This window comes from Serratia bockelmannii, assembly GCF_051803255.1.
In the GTDB taxonomy this organism is placed as follows: Bacteria; Pseudomonadota; Gammaproteobacteria; order Enterobacterales; family Enterobacteriaceae; genus Serratia; species Serratia bockelmannii.
This window is the reverse complement of record NZ_CP196512.1, coordinates 4,949,650-4,965,729: the sequence shown is the minus strand read 5'-3', so window position 1 is coordinate 4,965,729 and position 16,080 is coordinate 4,949,650. Positions and strand designations below refer to the sequence as shown.

Here is a 16,080-nt window from a genome sequence, read left to right as displayed (position 1 = left end):
CCCGGCCCGGATTGCGCCTGCTACGGCACAGCGCGCAGGGTGGCGACGATCGCCGCCAGGTCGGCGCGCTGCTCGTCTGCCAGCGCGGGCTGCGCCTGCGCGGCATTCTCCGCCAGCAGGGTTTGCAGGCCGATCAGCCAGTCATAGATATAAAACGCGGTATTCTTGGTCGGCGTCGGCGCCAGCCGGGTTAGCCGCTGCTGGCCGCTCCAATCCACCGCCGGCTGCGGCGGCGGGGTAAAGATCGGCTGGCCGGGATTGACGCGGCTTTCGGGGCGCGTTGCCACATCGCGCCGCGGGAAGCCGAGCCAGGCGACGAAGTCGCCCAGTAGCGCCAGCGCCTGACTGATCTGCCGATCTTCACCCTGTTCCGGCAGGCCCCCGGCGCACAGTGCACGCTCCAGTTCGTCGTCGAGCTGCAGGCGGCAGGCGGCGCCGATCAGCGCATCGACCAGCAATTCCAGGTGTGGTTTCTCGACGCCGAGCAGATCCAGCAACCGGCGGCTGTCCGGCAGCGCACGCAGATGATTGACCCAGTCTGCGAAGATCCGTGCGGCAAAAGGCGATGCGGGCTGCTCGCCGGGCGCCGCAGGGTCTTGCTCGCCGAACAGATCGATATCCAGCCCGAACGGTGAAGGCGCCATCGTCGGAGCCGGTGCGGTGTGCTGCTGTTGCTGATAAAGCTGGCGCAGCGTATCGCGCTGGGGTAGCAACCGCTCCAGCAGTTCGCCGTGGCGGCCGGCCTGTGCCTGCAGTGCGCGCAGCAGCTGTTGCGCGCGTTGCTGCGTCGCGTGCGGATCGGCGGCGGTGAGCCAGTTGCCGAGCAGGCTTTCCGTCAGCTCGCGCTGCAATTCCTCACGCTGTTCGAGCAGGCGCGCTTGCTTGTGGGCCGGACGCGCCTGAGCGGCCAGGTAGTTCACCATGCGGCGACAGTCCTGTTCATCCAGCGCCAGCAGCGTGGCCCAGCTGTCGCCGGGCTCGCCGACCTGACGCTGGACGGCGTCGTCGGGCCGCGCTTTGCCTTCCTGACGCGAGTCGAACGGCGTGATTGCCCAGATTAAACCGGGCTTGCGGCGTTGGCGCAGCGCCGGGGTTTCCCCCTGGGTGTGGTTGACCCAATCGCCGAGCGCCTGGCCGACGCGCGCAGCGTCCTGCGGCGTGGCGGCGGCATCGGTTACCAGCAACAGATTGGCGTGCAGGCCGTCCGAGCAGCGGGTCAATAAATGGGCGCGCTTTGCCTGTTGCAGACGCTGCGCCGGCTCCGCCTGCGGACAGCTGCGGCTGCCGGGCAGGTCGATCAGCGCCACCTCGGCGGGCAGGCCCGCCTGCGCCGTCTGCGGCAGAACGGTGGTCACTTCGGCGGTCAGCCAGGCCAGATCGCTCAGTGCGATCTCCCGTTCATCGCCGTTTTCGGTCATGACGGCGATCGTGGCGTTTTCCGGTACGGCGTTTGCGGTCAGCAGCGCCAACGCGCGGCGCGGGGCATGAACCTGTCGGCTGCCGCCGAGGGTATGCAGCGCGTGCGCCAGCTGGCGATAACGCGCCGTCAACGTCGCCTCCTCTCCCCACAGCGGTGCAAACAGGCGCGCGCGATCGTCGATGCTCAGCTGCGGCGCCAGCGCCACGGCCTGCGGCCAGAAGTGCCTGTCGAGCGTGGGTTGCTCTTTGCCGCCGTGGCGGCGTTGGTTGTCCCACAGCGCCAGCACGGCGTTGCCATCGAGGCCATCGAGGGCGACGGCTTGGCGGTGGCGCGCCAACGCTTGCAAATGGCCGGCGATGGCGCGGGCGTCCCAGTCCGGGCGAAAGCCGCGCATCGCGGCGGCGTCGATCGTGATGGCCAACCACTGCGCTTCGTTGAGCAGCGCGAGGGCGATCGGATAATCGGCGGGCCCCGTTTCGGCCGCCGTGCAGTAGCGCACCGCGAGCGACAGGTCCGCGTTGAAGCGTTTGGCGCCAGGCGCCAGCGCCGCCAGCAGATGGGCCTTGGCGGCGGCGTTGTGGCCATACAAACCGATGGCGACCTGCGCAGGCCGGGTGTTTTCCAACTGGACGGCGCGGTTATGGCAACCGCGCAGACGCAGCGTCAGGCGATCGGCTTCCCGCTCCAGGCGGGCGGATTGTCGGCGTGTGGCGTCCACCCAGTCGATCGCCTGCACAATGCCGGCGCTGAGCGCGTTATTCGGAGCCGCTGGGGCAAAGGTGTGCGTTTTCATCGTGGGTAAATGCTCCCGCTGTCTATCCAGTAGTGGGTCGCACCGGAGGCGCTGGCAGCCAGGGTATTGAGTTTCAGTTGCAGGTGGTGAGCCGGGACGGGGCTGCCGTCGGCCAGCACCGCCTGCGCGATCTTGACGCTTTCGGCGCCCTGTTCGGCGCTGGCGGTGATGGCCAGACGCAGGCCGATCACCGCGTCGCCGGCCAGCTTGCGCGCCAGCTGGGCGTCATTGATGGTCAGCGTATAGAGCGGGGAGGCCGGCCAACGTTCGTTGTCCAACTGGCGGAAGCCCAGACGCAGTGGGCCGCGCAGCTGAAAGCTGACGGCGGGATCGAGCGCGAAATCGGCGCGATCCAGATCGATGTCGCGGTAATAGACGTTATCGTCCGCCAGCATATTGTTGCCGTCCAGCATGCCCAGATAGCGAATGGTGGAGTAGGGCTGGAAATCGCCGACGTTGAAGTAAAAGCTCTCCAGCCGCAGATCGATCGCCAGCAGGCACAGCATGGCGCCCACGGCAGCGGTGGATTTAGGGTTGTCGATGCGGCCGCGTTTGTTGAACGGGTACCAACTGCGGGTGTGGTAGCCCTCGAGCGGCAGAATGCGGCTGGCGGGCAGCGGCTGCAGGTGGCGCAGCAGCGCCTGCACGCCGGGGAAACGCGCCGGGCGGCCGGTCAGCAGCAGCACGTCGCAGGTATACAGCGCCACCACTTCGGCCAGCAGGCGCAGGCAGCGGCCGATGCCGATGCGATCGGACAAGAAGGCGGCGTGCAGATCGGCCAGGCGGGTCACCAGCGGGGTGTGCAGAATATCGAAGGCGTCGCTGTCGGCTTCGCGCTGCACTTCGCCGTTGATAAACGCCAGCACCTGCGGCGTCGGCGGCTGCGGCAGCAGATCGCCGAGGTTGGCGGCGATTTCCGCCCGGCTGTCCAGCGGATCGTACTGCTCATAGGCGGCGAGCAGCGCGCGTCCGGCGGGCATGAAGATCTGCAGCGCGGCCTGCTGACGCAGGGTGGAAAGCCCGTCCATGCGCCCTTCGTTGCCGAACAGTTTGTCCATCAGTGCCGCGGCGGCGCTCACGCCGGCGGCCTCGAACGCCTGTTGCACGGCGGGCAGGACAAACTGCTGGATGATGTCCAGCAAGATATCGTCGCCGGCGACCTTAAAGCCCTCGCGGAACAGCAGGCGCGGGTTGATTTTGATGTTGTTGCCTACGCCGTCATCGAGCGAGTAGTGCGTGATCGCCAGATCGGTGGTGCCGCCGCCGATGTCGATGGAGGCGATGCGCAACGTCTTGCCGGGCTGTTCACCCGGCGCCAGCGGCCGATCGGGCCGCGCCATGGCGGCGAAGAAGGCGTCGGTGCGGCCGGCGAAGTTCACCTGGGTTTCGTTGTACAGATAGACCATCTGGCCGCAGGTGGCTTCGTCCCACTCGATCTGCACTTGCGGCGCCGGGAAGCGGGTGTGCTCGCCGTTGAACGGCGCATCCTGCGGGTGCCAGCCGAGGGCTTTCCATACCAGCCCAATCGCTTCCTGCATGCGGCGGCGGAAGATCTCGCGCTCCGGCTTCGGCATCGCCGAAGGCAGCGTCAGGATGATGGCGCGTAAACGGCGCGGGGCGGCGGCGTTCGGCATGCGGCTGCGTTGGGCGATGCTGTTGATCTGCATCAGCGCCTGCGCCAACAGCTCGCTCAACATCAGGCTCATCACCGCACTGCGGCTGTAATGGGCGGCGAACACCGGCAGCCGTTCGGCCGTCGGCAGGGCGGACAGCGGCACGCCCTCATCGTTGATCAGGGTGGTCAACGGCGCGGCTGCGGCCATCGGCTCGTGCCGCTCGTTGAAGCGCCAGCCGGGCGCATAGCGCTCTTCGTCCCACAGATAACGCCGTGGGCTGGAGATGCCGGTGGTGCCTTCATGCCCTTCGCGTCGCTGCGCCAATTGCGCGGCTTCACGGCCGACGCGGGTGATGGACGGCCATTGGAAGGCATCGTCGCGTCCGCTCTGGAAGGACAGATGCGGCTTGCCGAACGCGGCCCGAGAAAACTCCACCCGGCTCTCGAACAGTTCGTTGTAGACCTGATGCGGTTCGGACAGCGAGCGCAGCTGCAGCTCATAGGTTTGCTTCAGGCCGTTGCTCTCTTCCGGATGGTCCTCGACCAGCACGCCGCAGGTGTGAGAATTGCCGACGTCCAGCACCAGATCGACGTCGATCGCCGGTTGTTGCAGCGTCGCCGTCACCATTTTTATCTGCGGCACCGTTAGCTGATGGCCGAGCATGTGCAACAGGTTGAGGTAGTGCGCCTGATACTCGAAGGTTTTCAGCCCGGCGTTGATCTCCGCCTCGGCGCGCTGTTCCCGCTCGGTGGCGCGCTGGCTGAACGCCTCGCGCAGCCAGCCGTCCACCCAGGTCAGATCGAGGAACTCGCCCAGCTCGTGGTTGCGGTGCGCCAGCGTGAAGTTCAGCCCGGTGCCGAGATCGCTTTCGCCCGGCGCCAATGCTTCCTGGCCGGGCGCGGCGGCGCGGGTGTCGAAGGCCAGCACCACGCGCAGCAGGTTACCGTCCTGATCCGGCTCATCCAACTGCACCACCTGCAGACGTGCCCAGTTATCCGGGCCCGATAAAAACATTCCCGAGGTGGTGTAGCGCAGGAACGGCAACGGCAGCCAGAGCTTATCCAGCAGGCGCAGCGACTGCTGCAGCGGGTAGCTGAACTCCGGCCGTACCACTTCGGCGGCCTGGTCGCCCACGGCCGGCAACTGGTATTTGCCGCTCTCGGCCTCCCATTGCAGGCGCAGCAGCGGGCCGCTGGCGGTCTTGCGCACGAATTTGCCGGGAAACTCGGCGTCCAGCCGCGGCGTCAGGGCAAAGTCCAGAAACTGAATGCCGCTGTCCTGAATCAGCGTAACGCCGTGTTTGTAGTCAGTAAGGGGGGCCAGCATCATTTACTCTCGCGCTTGAACGTCATGGGATAGGTGGTGTCCGCATCGTAGCGGCCGGTGCACTCCGCCGCGCCGGTCTCGCCTTGGCGGCAGACGATTTCCGGGATCTGATAGCGGCTGCCGTCGCTGCAGCGCGCCTTGGTGCGGCTGTTGATCACCAGATTGCCGGACTGCATCAGGCCGGATTCGACCGCGACCCGACAGGTGACGCCGTCGCCGTAGGCGATGATGGCGTTGCCTTTGCCCGCGTTCAGGCGGTATTGCAGGCTGGGGCGTTTGCCGGTGATCGGATCTTTCAGCGCCACCGTGGCGCGCCATTTGCCGTTAAGGAAACGGGTGGAGCCAGCCTTCACCGCCTCGGGTGGCAGCACCAGCGCATTTTTGTCCAGCGGTTGCGGGATGGTCGGCGCTGGGGGCGGCGGCATCAGCGTGGCGTGCGCCAGCGGCAAGCGCAGCTTAGGCAATGGCGCGGCGGTTTTTTCCGGTGGTGCCGGAGGGTGCACCTCAGCCGGCATCGCCGGTTGCGGCGGCGGTGAGCGGTGCAGCCAGGCGGCCAGCGCCGCACTGCCTAACAGCAGTACCGGTAACAGCCACAGCGCGTGGCGCCGACGCGGGCGCACGACGGCAGGGGATTTGACGGGGGCCGCCGGAGCGAGCACCGGTTCAGGCTCGGTGGCCGGTGTTGGTTTTGCCGGTTCAACAACGGCCGGCTTGCGTGGTGCGGCGGCGATCGGCGCCGGTTTTTCCACTTCCGATTCGAGCGGGCGCAGGCAGGCTAACGGATCGTCCGGGCTCTGCGCCTGCGGTTTGATAAAGCCCCAAAAGGTCAGCACCGGTCGGTCGTCTACCAGGTAGACATGGTTGGGATCGGGAATATGCATCGCTTTGGCCAGCAGCGCGCCGAACAGGCGGTGGCTGGGATGATCGGTCGCCCGGGTCTGTTCCGTCAGGCTGCGGAAGGTCGCCAGACAGTGTTCCAGGTGGCGCACCGCCTGCGCGCGCTGGGCGTCGCTTGCCGCCAGCCAGGAGGTCACCTTTCCCGGGAAGGGCGCATACCAGTCGATGCGGGTGCCGCTTTCGTTCGGCTGGGGGATCGCCAGACAGTCGGCGGCCTGCGGCTGCCGGCGAAGACGCAGGGTTTCCCGCAGCTGCTGCGCGCAGGCGTAGATCGGTTGCCCGTTCTCGCCTAAAGCGAGCACATCATCCAAACTGCCACTGCGTAAGAAGGGTTTCACCACGGCACCGCACCTTGTCCTGTTCTGCAAAAACGCATAAAAGTCCATGATACCCCGCAGGCGGCGGCGCCAAACGGCCAAGGACAGCCCGAAAAACGCCCTTCTTCGGCGTTAGCGATGCGCTTTGGCAACCGGCACAGTGAAAATCTCGCTATCTGGACCTGTCCGTGAGCCGCTTTATCTGAAAAAGAGAACGCAACCCCGGCAAGCGACGCCGGGGAATGCTGTTCTCTTTCACTATGACCTCGCCTCGCGGGTTGCCGATTTCGGTATGCCTCAGGCGTGCGGAGCGTTCGCATCATGGACAGTCAGTCTGAAAAAACTCTCGTTGTTACCCCCGCTCATCCCGTTGTCGGACATTCCGCTCAGGGCTGGATGAACGGCTTCCTCGGCATGATTATCTTCAGCGGCTCGCTGCCCGCCACGCGGGTGGCGGTGCTGGAGCTCGATCCGCTGTTTCTGACGGCAGTCAGGGCGGCGATCGCCGCCTTGCTGGCCCTGTGCGCGTTGCTGATCACCCGCCAGGCGCGGCCGACGCGGGCCGATTTGCCGCCGCTGCTGTTTGTGGCGCTCGGCGTGGTCATCGGCTTCCCGCTGCTGACGGCGCTGGCGCTGCAGCACACCACCTCGGCGCATTCGCTGGTGTATATCGGCCTGCTGCCGCTGGCGACCGCCGGTTTTGGCGTCTTGCGCGGCGGAGAGCGGCCCAAGCCCGCTTTTTGGGCCTTTTCCGGTATCGGGGCCGCGCTGGTGGGGGCGTTCGCGCTGAGCCAGGAAAGCGGCGGTGCCTGGCAGGGGGATGCGCTGATGATCGGCGCGGTGCTGCTGTGCGGTCTGGGTTATGCCGAAGGGGCGGTGCTGTCGCGCCGGATCGGTGGCTGGCAGGTGATCTCCTGGGCGCTGGTGGTCGCCTTGCCGTTGACGCTGGTGGCGGCGTGGTGGGCGGCGCCGGCCACTTGGCCTGCCGTCAGCGGTGCCGCCTGGCTGTCGCTGGTGTACGTCTCGGTGTTCAGCATGTGGATTGGGTTTATCTTCTGGTATCGCGGCCTAGCGCAGGGCGGCATCGCCGCCGTCGGGCAGCTGCAGCTGCTGCAGCCGTTCTTCGGCCTGATGCTGGCGGCCTGGCTGCTGCAGGAAACCGTTCAGCCGATGATGATCGCCGTGATGGCCGGCGTGGTGGTTTGCGTGTTCGGCGCCAAGCGTTTTTCCCGCTAGGCGCCGCTGCCGGCGCAGGCCAGGATCACTTCGCCGAGCCGTTTCACCGCCTGCTGTACCTGGCGATCATGGTAACCGCCCAATCCCAGCACCAGACCCGGCTCACCGTGGCCGGGCGCATACATCGGCGACACCGCCCGCAGCGCCAACCCGGCTTCGTTGGCGCACTGGGCGACCCGCACGTCATCGAGATCTTTCCTCAGCCACAGCACCATGTGCATGCCCTGATCGCAGGGCTGCACTACCGCCAAATCGGCGGGGATATGCGTGTTGATCGCCTCGATCAGCACCCGGCGTTTCTCGGCGTAGACGCCGCGCATTTTGCGGATATGCCGGTCGAGATACCCTTCGGCGATAAAGGCGGCCAGTACGTGTTGATCCGCGCTGGGCGGGTGACGATCCATCAGGATCCGCGCGCCGCAAAAGGCGTCGACCAGCGGCGGCGGCACGATGGCGTAACCCAGCCGCAGCGAAGGGAACAGCACCTTGCTGAAGGTGCCGAGATAAAGCGTCCGCTCGGGCGCCAACCCTTGTAGCGAGGGGAACGGGTGGCCGGCGTAGCGCATCTCGCTGTCGTAATCGTCTTCCACGATCCAGGCCTGCCGCTCTCGGGCCCAGGCCAGCAGGGCGCTTCTTTTCGCCATGCTCATCGGCATGCCCAGCGGGTATTGATGCGACGGCGTGACAAAGGCGGCTCGGGCGTCGGCGGCCAGGCGCACGCCGGCGGCGACGTCGATGCCGTCGTTAGCGACGGGTACCCTGATCATGTGCCGATCGCGAAACAGGCTGTTAAAAAGGGCGGTGATGCCGGCGTAGGCGGGGTCCTCGACCCAGGCGCTGTCGCCGGCGTCCAGCAGGATCTGCGCGGCCAGATACAGTCCTTGCTGGGTGCCGGCGGTGATGAGGATTTGCTGCGGCGTGCAATTTACCGAGCGGGAACGGCGCACATAGTCGCAGATGGCTTCGCGCAGCGGCAACGCGCCCAGCGGATCGCCGTAGCCCGACGGGGCGCCGGGGCCGCGCGCCCGGATGCGGTTGCCGAGCCGCCGCCAGATATCGTCGGGCGCGGTATCGCCGATCGGCACCGAGACGGTGAACGGCACCGGCGGCAGCGCCCGCACCTGGGCGGCGAAGCGCGCCAGATGCTGCGCCTGTGAAGAAAGCGGAACCGCTACCGCCGAACTCGCCTGTACCGTGGCGCGTGGCGTGCGGCGCGGCGCCTGATAGTGGGCAACCCGGGTGCCGGAACCGGGCTGCGGTTCGAGAAAGCCTTCCGCCGTCAGCTGAGCAAAGGCCTCCAATACCGTGCCGCGCGCCAGATTCAGCGCCGCCGACAGCCGGCGCGTCGAAGGCAGCAGATCGCCCGCTTTCAGATCGCCTTTGTGGATAGCCCGGCGCAGGGCCTGCGCCAGCTGGTGGCTAAGCTGCCCCGCCTGGCGGTCAATCTCGCCGAGGGCGGGGACGTCAACGACTTGGGCTGTTCTGGGCATGTATTCCGGCTCGCTTTGCAGTACAAAAATGAGTATTCAGAGTAAACCACTCTGATATCACTCGCGAGCCTGTTGTCGCTCAGCTTAGCCCCCGCTGATTCAGCAGCACCTTATTCAACTCGCTGTTTTTACGCACGTTAAGCTTGCGCATCGCCGAACGCTTATGGGCGCTGATGGTTTTCTGGCTGCGCTGCAGCAGGCCGGCGATGCTGCAGGCGGACATGCCGCTGCTCATCAAACCCAGCACCTTTTTTTCGCAGTGGCTGAGCGCGGCGATGCGGCAGGCCTGGCATTTCCACAGGCCGGCGGCGTGCAGCGCCACCCACGGATGCTGGATGAACTTTTCCAGCGCCATCTGCAGCTTGAGACGGATGGCATAGGCCGAATCGCGCCGATGGATGCTGAACAGCGGCGGCAGGTTTTTCACCTGTTGCTGGGTCGTGTCGTCGAGGATCAGCAGGGTCAGCTGCCGCTGGCGCGGGATGCCGTAGGCGCTCTGGTAGCAGCAGGCGCAACCCCAGCGCTCTTCCGGCGTGCGAAACACGATTTCGATGTTATCCAACGCCTGCAGCGCCAGCGGCGAGAACTGCGGGTACAGACGCTGGCATTCGTTCAGGGAGTGCAGATAGTCCTGCAGCAGCAGACGCAGCCCCTGCTGGTAGAAGTTATCGCTGTCGAACAGCGTGAAGCGAATATCTGGCATGGGTGGCTCCTTAAAAGGGCCGTGGCACCGCGCCGGAGCGAACGGTGACGGCCCATTGCCGGCGTTCGCGCGCCGGTCGTTTTCCTGATTTCCCTGGGGCGGTGCAGGCTTATTGGTACGCCAGCACAAAATTGGCGACGGACGTGAATTCGCCTTCGGTAATGCTTTGGTTCTGGATCGCGCTCGGCTGCCCCTGCACATAGGCGGTGAAGTTCAGGCTGTTGGGGCCGTTTTGCAGCGCGACGGCACTGGTGGCCTTATTCAGGTCGATGTCCGCTCCCTGATGATCGAACAGGGCGATGGCGGCGCCGTTCGCGCCGTTGTTGATCGCCAGCTTGCCCGGCAGCTCTCCGTCTTCGGTGCCGCTGAAGGTCACGCTGACGGATTTGAACACCGTGGTCTTGCAGTCGGTCAGCTTGATGCTGAACGGCACCGGCGTGGTGTGGCCGTAGCGGTACAGGGTTTTGACGATCACCGTGCCCATCTCCACCAGCTGATCGGCGGACTGCGGTTCGATATTGCACGGGCGGCTCACCACGGTGCCGTGGAACTGCACCGGCGCGCCGATAAGCTCGGTGTTCGCCGCCGCCGGTATGGCAACCCACCAGGGCGCGCAGCTCAGCAGCGCTAAAGCGCGTAGACGCATTTTCCGTTCCTCCCTCGGTTACTGGAATGCCGCCACGATGGTGGCCGATGCGTTGAATTCCCCTTCGCCGATCTCTGCGCCGCCGTTGGCGAACGGCGCCGCCACCAGGTTCCAGGAGCCGCCGTTGCCGATGTTCGGCACCGGGTAAAACTCATTCGGGATAACCAACTGGCCGTTGTGCGTCAGCCGGATGCCGAGATCGTTCTTGTCGGTTTTGAACACCTCGTTGCTGAAGGCGGCCGCCGTGCCCGACACCGCCAGCTTGATGTTCAGCGTGCCGTCTTCGAAGCTGCCGCCCTCGCACTGGAAGCGCACCGGAATGCTCTGCGGATAATTCGAGCCGTTGAGATCGCTGCCGCCGATCTCGCCGAACTCGACGTTGATCAGCTGGCCTTCGTTCACCACGCATTTATCCGGTACATAGAGGATCGCGGACTGGATAAACACCTGCGCCATCGGATTGGGGCCGAAACCGCCGTCGGTCGAGCCGAGGCGGCCGTACATCTCGATGATCTGCCGATCGTTAATCTCGACGCCGTTAATGATCTTTTTGCGCACCCGGAAGGTGATCTTGCCTTTGGAACCGCTGCCGTAGTTGTTGACCTGTAAGTACGGCGGCTGGCAACGGTGTTGGCTCAGCAAATTCGATTCGTTGTAAAAAGGCACGGTGACGTAGGCATTCTTGTTGCCGGCAATCCACACCTCGGCTTTTAAATCCAAAAAGTCATTCAGTTTTAAATAGCCGTTGCCGTAGTCGGAGGGGGGCAACGCCGAATCCGACTTGTAAAAGTGCGGGCTGGTGGGAATAGGGGTATCGCAATACACCTTGCCGGTATAGGTGCCGCCCAGATCATAGGGAAACAGTTTGGTGAACCCTACCTGGTTGGTGATGTTGCTTTGATTGAGGTCGATATAGAACTGTTTGGGGCCGCCGTCCGGCGTGACGTAGCCGTTGGCCCAGGCGGCGGGGGCCGCCAGTGCGATCGCCAGCGGCAGGCAGAGTTTGGTCAGTTGTGTTTTCATCGCGTTCTCGAGCCTCACAGGTAAATCACCTGAATGTGCGCCACGGCGGCGAACCCGGCGGCCATCACCGCCCGCTGGGTGGATTCCACGCTGGCGCTGAACCACAGAGTGTTGCTGCCGGGCTGCAGAATGTAAGGGCGGCTGCGCTGATTCAGCTCCAGCACCTGGCCCTGCTGGTCTTGCAGCCGCAGGCCGATGCCCTGTACGCCGCCGTTCAGCTTCAGCAACGACGGGTTGTCGACGTCGCTTTCGCCAAGAAATACCAGCGTGGCGGCCTGCTCACCCTGCAGGTAGAGGCGGCCGGCGTCGCCGTTGCGCGGGCCGGCCGGGTTATCCGCCAGCGCGCGCGCGCCCAGCAGGCAGTTGCGGAACGAGAGGCGAAAACGCACCGGCGCGCTGCGATCGCCGGCGTTGCGGAAGTCGCGTGCGCTGACGTCGCCCAGATCGACGGACTGATCCCGGCTGTCCGGCGTCAGGCTGCAGGGGGAGCTGAGCAGGCCGCCGTGAAAGCTGACGGTGCCGGTGGTGCCTTCGATCACGCCCAGCGGCGTTGCCGCCATCGCGCTGCCGCCGCACAGCAGTGCGCCGAGCAGCAGCGGGCGCAGTCGATCGGTGAATTCAGCCATGCTGGACCTCCTTATTTTTTCTCGGGCACGGCGGTGCAAACGCTGCCGTTGCAGGCGAAGCGCAGTTCGGGGTGGCCGCCGTAGTCGTTGATGTAGGTGATGACGAAGCTGTTCATGCCGGTATCGTGCAGCTTGAGGCTTTCGCTGGATTTCGGCTTCAGCATCAGCGGCTGAAAACCGCCGATCGCGCCGCCGCCCTGTTTTTGCGTCTGCCGCGTCATGCCGGTCAGGGTGATGTAAAACGGCGTCGGGTTATCGACGGAGATAGCGCCGCCGCTTTTACGGAACACCAGCTTTTCCTGCCACACCTGGCCCTTGGGCGCGACGATGGCCTTCGGCCGGTAGAACAGCTTGATCTGCGTTTGCAGCGCCAGCTGCATCACGTTGGTTTTGGTGCTTTTCGGCGGAATTTCGCGCAGGTTGAAGTAGAACACCGACTCGCGATCCTGCGGCAGGCGATCCGCCTCCGGCGTCTTGGTGATGCGCACTACGCTGCGCTCGCTTGGCTCCACGCGCTGCAACGGCGGCAGCACCACCAGCGGCGAGGTGATTTTCTGGTGCTGCTCGTTCTCCAGCCAGGACTGCGCCAGGAAGGGCATCTCTTTGTTTTCATTGACGATATTCAGGCTGATCGATTTGGCGTCGCTCACATAGACGGCGCGCGTGCGATCCAGCGATATCGCCGCGTCGGCGGTGGGCAGTACGGCGCTCAGGGCCAGGCCAGCGGCGGTCAGTAGCGTTATCGGGTGTGTGTTCATGTCATTATTTCTCAGCGTTACGGATTACAGGGTGGCGCACGGCAGCAGCAGCTGGTCCAGCGGCTTGGCGGCGCCCGGGATCACGATGCGGCAGCGGCGTTGGCCTTCCCAGGCGACGTCCAGTTTTTCCTCCGGCTGCACGCCGGTCAGGTAGACCGAGCCGCCGTCGTTGACCACCGCGACCTCGCGGCCTTTCTCGCTCAGCACCGCGGCGCCGAACGGCGGTTCGCTGCCGTCCGCGAGGCGAATGGTGGCCAGCAGCTTGCTGCCTTTCACCACCTCGAAGTGGCGGTAACCGATGGCGCCTTCTGTCAGCGTGCCTTGCACCACGGCGCGGGTGGCCTCGACGTCGTCTGCCAGCTTGTTGACGTCGATGCGGGTGTCGGTGTTGTAGTAGCTGGTGATGTCGGAAATCACCGCCAGCCCGAAGCGGTTGCTGTAAGCGCGGCCGTTGTTGATCGGCACGCCGGCGATGCCGTCGGTGTCGAGCATCATGCGGCTGCCGCCGTTGCTCGAGTTCTGGTGCGCCGCGATACCGTGCCGGGTGGCGGTGAGGCCGCCGCGGAACGAGCCGCCGATCGACGAGTAGTTGTCCTGCTGGTAAGAGGCGCTGGCGTTCAGCGAGCCGAACGAGGCGTTGTGGGTGTAGTACCCGCGCGCCAGCGATTTGCCGGACTGATTAAAGCCGCCGCTGACCTGCCAGGTATTGTCCGGATCGCTGTAGTCGTTGTACGACGCGGTCTGCGTGACGTCGCCGTTGTTGGTTTGCAGCGCATAGCCGACGCGCCGACGATCGCCGATCGGCACGGTGAAGTTGAGCATCACGCTGTCGTCGGTGCGGCCCTGGTAGTAAGTGCGGTAAGCCGACAGCGAGGCGGTGATGTTGCTGATATCCCCAATGCTGAACAGCTTGCTGGTCGACAGGCCGTAACGATCCTGGGTTCGCGCGTCCCAATAGGTTTGGTGCGAGTAGGTCAGATAGGTGGTGATCGCCTTGGCGCTGTCTTCCGCCATAAAGGTTTTGCTGGCGGTGATGGTATACAGCTCTTTCTGACGGCCGTTGTAATTCTTGTCGTAATCGCCGTAGCGCTCCTGCAGATACTGCGACATGTTCATGAACTTGCGCTGCGAGAAGCGGTAGCCGGCGAAGGTAATCTGGCTGTTCAGCTCATCGAAGCGTTTGGCGTAGTTGAGCTTGAACGACATGCCGCTGGCGGTCGGCTCGCCGGGCAGACGGGCGATCGACTGGGTGACGTCCAGCGACATGGCGCCGAACACGTTCAGATCGCGGCCGAGGCCGAGCGCCCAGGCGTTATAGTCGCCGCCGAGCAGCGCGCCGCCATACAGCGACCAGGCGTTGCTCAGCCCCCAGGAGAAGTCGCTGGCGGAAAACAGCGGCCCTTGGGTGCGGTGGTCGTAGGCCGAGGTTTTACCGAGCGCCACGTTGTAGCGCACGTAGCCCGGTCGGGTCAGGTACGGAATGGTGGCGGTATCCACCTGGAAGGTCGAAACGGTGCCGTCCTGCTCTTCCACCTTGACGTCCAGCTTGCCGCGCACCGAGCTGTTGAGGTCCTGAATGGCGAACGGCCCGGCGGGCACGGTGGTTTCGTACAGCGTGCGGCCTTCCTGCGAAACGGTGATCTTGGCGTTGCTCTTGGCGATGCCGCGCACTTCCGGCGCGTAGCCCTGCAGATTGGGCGGCAGCATGCGTTCGTCGCTCGCCAGATTGAGGCCGGTGAAGCGATAGGCGTCGAACACCCCGGAGTCGAGATAGATCTCACCCAGCGTCAGTTTGGCGGCCTGCATCGGTAGCGCGCGATAGGCGTAGATTTGGTTCCAGTCGAAACCGGTGCTGCGATCGCCGGCCTGCTGATTGTAATTGGCTTGATAGTCCGCGCGCAGGCGCCAGGCGCCCATATTGGCGCCCAGCGTGCCGTAGCTGCTTAGGTTCTGGGCGGTGTTGTTGTTGTGATTCTGCTTGCCTAACTGGCCGCTCAGGTTGTAGTCCAGCAGCAGACCGGGAATGCCGTCGTCCCACTGTTCGGGCGGCGTCCAGTCGGGATCGGAGTATTTCATCCACGCCTGCGGGATGGTGATCGCCAGCACGCCGCCGCCGATGCGATCGGAGAGGGTCGCGCCTTTGATGCCGCGAATGTCGGCGCACTGGTTGTCGTGCCACAGGGTGACTTTTTTGGCCGCTTCTTCTTTCAGCGCCATTTTTTCCACCAGGTCAGGCGGCAGGCACACCTGGCTACCGCTCTTGTTATCCGGTGACGGGAAATACTGAATGCTGCGCTGAGGCAGCGTTTTCTGGTTGATCTTGATGTCCAGCAAGTAAGCGCCGGGCATGACGTAGTCGGCGTCGGAGAAGCGCGAAAGGTCCACTTTGCTGCGCTCACCGATGTCCAGGACGTCGGTATTGAATTCCGTGGCGGAAAATGCCGGACGTACCCAGAGGAAAGATAGAATGACGAGGAGAGGTAGGTGTTTCCGTGTCAGTAATGACGTCATAGCATAATCACTCATGGCAAGTCCGCGCCCAATAGCAGGTCATCCGTACGACCTGAATACGTAATGCTGTGCAGCGCCCGCCGGCGCTAGAGATAAGACAGGGTGAATTTGGCCAGAGAGCTGAAGCCGCCTGCCCGCGCCTTGTCAGGATGCAGGCGCAACTGCGCGCCAAAGCGCAGCGTGTTGTCGCCGGCGACGATCTGGTAATCCGCCGTCGTGCTGCCGAGCGGGATTGGGGTGCCGGCATCGGTCAACAGCTCGATAGCCACGCCCTGCGCCTCGCCGTAAACGCCGAGCAGGGAAGGATCCCCGCTGTCGGCAGTGCCGTCGAACGTGACGTTGGCCGCGCGATAGATGAAGTCAGGTTTCACCTGACTGGCCAGCTCGCAGTTCACCAGTTTGATCGTGAAATGGCGGCGGCTGCCGATCAGCACCGATTGCCCGTCCTGCGAGGCGTCGGTCATGGAAATCAGACCGAAATCGACGGTTTGATCCAGGCTGTCGCTGGCGATGCCGCACGGCGTTTCAACGATGGTGCCGCCCAGGCTGACTTTGCCGTGGCCCTGATTTTTCGCTGCCGCCGCCGCGCTGCCGACGCTGAGCGCGATGAGCAACAGGCCGCAAAGGCGGATAGTCATGCTGGCGTCTCCCTGTCTTTCCCTGTTCCCTTGCCGGTATCCGCGGCATGCAATAAAGCGGGGGATGCCCTGAGACATCC

Annotated in this window: 12 protein-coding genes; 1 reads left to right on the top strand and 11 read right to left on the bottom strand. The window is 64.7% G+C overall.

Annotated elements, in window-relative coordinates:
• Positions 1-20 precede the first annotated feature (20 nt).
• Genes ACSJLU_RS23565 through ACSJLU_RS23555 form a run of 3 tightly spaced genes read right to left on the bottom strand, consistent with a single transcriptional unit; the run spans position 21 to position 6,393 of the window.
• Positions 21-2,213, bottom strand: a complete 2,193-nt coding sequence (locus ACSJLU_RS23565; RefSeq protein ID WP_148123813.1) for a virulence factor SrfC family protein — start codon at positions 2,211-2,213, stop codon at positions 21-23.
• Positions 2,210-5,155 carry a virulence factor SrfB gene (locus tag ACSJLU_RS23560; RefSeq protein ID WP_380827200.1) on the bottom strand — a complete coding sequence of 982 codons (2,946 nt, stop codon included), beginning with the start codon at positions 5,153-5,155 and terminating at the stop codon, positions 2,210-2,212. The genes ACSJLU_RS23565 and ACSJLU_RS23560 overlap by 4 nt, the downstream gene beginning before the upstream one ends.
• Positions 5,155-6,393 (bottom strand): SrfA family protein, encoded by a 1,239-nt coding sequence (locus tag ACSJLU_RS23555; protein WP_380827176.1) that lies wholly within the window; start codon positions 6,391-6,393, stop codon positions 5,155-5,157. Before ACSJLU_RS23555 ends, ACSJLU_RS23560 begins: the two co-directional genes overlap by 1 nt.
• Positions 6,394-6,690: 297 nt before the next feature.
• Between ACSJLU_RS23555 and ACSJLU_RS23550 the strand changes: the two genes are divergently transcribed.
• Positions 6,691-7,605, top strand: a complete 915-nt coding sequence (locus tag ACSJLU_RS23550) for a DMT family transporter (RefSeq protein ID WP_049205608.1) — start codon at positions 6,691-6,693, stop codon at positions 7,603-7,605.
• Here ACSJLU_RS23550 and ACSJLU_RS23545 read toward each other — a convergent pair.
• The 8 genes from ACSJLU_RS23545 to ACSJLU_RS23510 form a co-directional block, all read right to left on the bottom strand.
• Positions 7,602-9,095: a PLP-dependent aminotransferase family protein gene (locus tag ACSJLU_RS23545; protein WP_197813141.1), complete on the bottom strand. Its 1,494-nt coding sequence runs from the start codon at positions 9,093-9,095 to the stop codon at positions 7,602-7,604. The two genes, ACSJLU_RS23550 and ACSJLU_RS23545, sit on opposite strands and share 4 nt — an antisense overlap.
• Before the next feature lie 79 nt (positions 9,096-9,174).
• Positions 9,175-9,798 (bottom strand): helix-turn-helix transcriptional regulator, encoded by a 624-nt coding sequence (locus tag ACSJLU_RS23540; RefSeq protein ID WP_043139025.1) that lies wholly within the window; start codon positions 9,796-9,798, stop codon positions 9,175-9,177.
• A 109-nt stretch (positions 9,799-9,907) separates the two neighbouring features.
• Positions 9,908-10,444, bottom strand: a complete 537-nt coding sequence (locus ACSJLU_RS23535) for a fimbrial protein (RefSeq protein WP_025304591.1) — start codon at positions 10,442-10,444, stop codon at positions 9,908-9,910.
• An 18-nt stretch (positions 10,445-10,462) separates the two neighbouring features.
• Complete coding sequence (locus ACSJLU_RS23530) at positions 10,463-11,467, bottom strand: fimbrial protein (RefSeq protein ID WP_043139022.1); 1,005 nt, start codon at positions 11,465-11,467, stop codon at positions 10,463-10,465.
• A 14-nt stretch (positions 11,468-11,481) separates the two neighbouring features.
• On the bottom strand, positions 11,482-12,093 hold the full coding sequence (locus ACSJLU_RS23525) for a fimbrial protein (RefSeq protein ID WP_043139018.1): 612 nt from the start codon (positions 12,091-12,093) through the stop codon (positions 11,482-11,484).
• Positions 12,094-12,104: 11 nt separating this feature from the next.
• On the bottom strand, positions 12,105-12,851 hold the full coding sequence (locus ACSJLU_RS23520; RefSeq protein ID WP_261464618.1) for a fimbrial biogenesis chaperone: 747 nt from the start codon (positions 12,849-12,851) through the stop codon (positions 12,105-12,107).
• Positions 12,852-12,875: 24 nt separating this feature from the next.
• Positions 12,876-15,377 carry a fimbria/pilus outer membrane usher protein gene (locus ACSJLU_RS23515; protein WP_380827171.1) on the bottom strand — a complete coding sequence of 834 codons (2,502 nt, stop codon included), beginning with the start codon at positions 15,375-15,377 and terminating at the stop codon, positions 12,876-12,878.
• A gap of 71 nt (positions 15,378-15,448) precedes the next feature.
• Positions 15,449-16,000 carry a fimbrial protein gene (locus ACSJLU_RS23510; RefSeq protein ID WP_025304586.1) on the bottom strand — a complete coding sequence of 184 codons (552 nt, stop codon included), beginning with the start codon at positions 15,998-16,000 and terminating at the stop codon, positions 15,449-15,451.
• Positions 16,001-16,080: the final 80 nt, after the last annotated feature.

Excerpts from the sequence above, each read along its gene's own strand:
- ACSJLU_RS23565 (WP_148123813.1), bottom strand. The coding sequence starts at position 2,213 with ATGAAAACGCACACCTTTGCCCCAGCGGCTCCGAATAACGCGCTCAGC.
- ACSJLU_RS23560 (WP_380827200.1), bottom strand. The coding sequence starts at position 5,155 with ATGCTGGCCCCCCTTACTGACTACAAACACGGCGTTACGCTGATTCAG.
- ACSJLU_RS23550 (WP_049205608.1), top strand. The coding sequence starts at position 6,691 with ATGGACAGTCAGTCTGAAAAAACTCTCGTTGTTACCCCCGCTCATCCC.
- ACSJLU_RS23545 (WP_197813141.1), bottom strand. The coding sequence starts at position 9,095 with ATGCCCAGAACAGCCCAAGTCGTTGACGTCCCCGCCCTCGGCGAGATT.
- ACSJLU_RS23540 (WP_043139025.1), bottom strand. The coding sequence starts at position 9,798 with ATGCCAGATATTCGCTTCACGCTGTTCGACAGCGATAACTTCTACCAG.
- ACSJLU_RS23535 (WP_025304591.1), bottom strand. The coding sequence starts at position 10,444 with ATGCGTCTACGCGCTTTAGCGCTGCTGAGCTGCGCGCCCTGGTGGGTT.
- ACSJLU_RS23530 (WP_043139022.1), bottom strand. The coding sequence starts at position 11,467 with ATGAAAACACAACTGACCAAACTCTGCCTGCCGCTGGCGATCGCACTG.
- ACSJLU_RS23525 (WP_043139018.1), bottom strand. The coding sequence starts at position 12,093 with ATGGCTGAATTCACCGATCGACTGCGCCCGCTGCTGCTCGGCGCACTG.
- ACSJLU_RS23520 (WP_261464618.1), bottom strand. The coding sequence starts at position 12,851 with ATGAACACACACCCGATAACGCTACTGACCGCCGCTGGCCTGGCCCTG.
- ACSJLU_RS23515 (WP_380827171.1), bottom strand. The coding sequence starts at position 15,377 with ATGAGTGATTATGCTATGACGTCATTACTGACACGGAAACACCTACCT.
- ACSJLU_RS23510 (WP_025304586.1), bottom strand. The coding sequence starts at position 16,000 with ATGACTATCCGCCTTTGCGGCCTGTTGCTCATCGCGCTCAGCGTCGGC.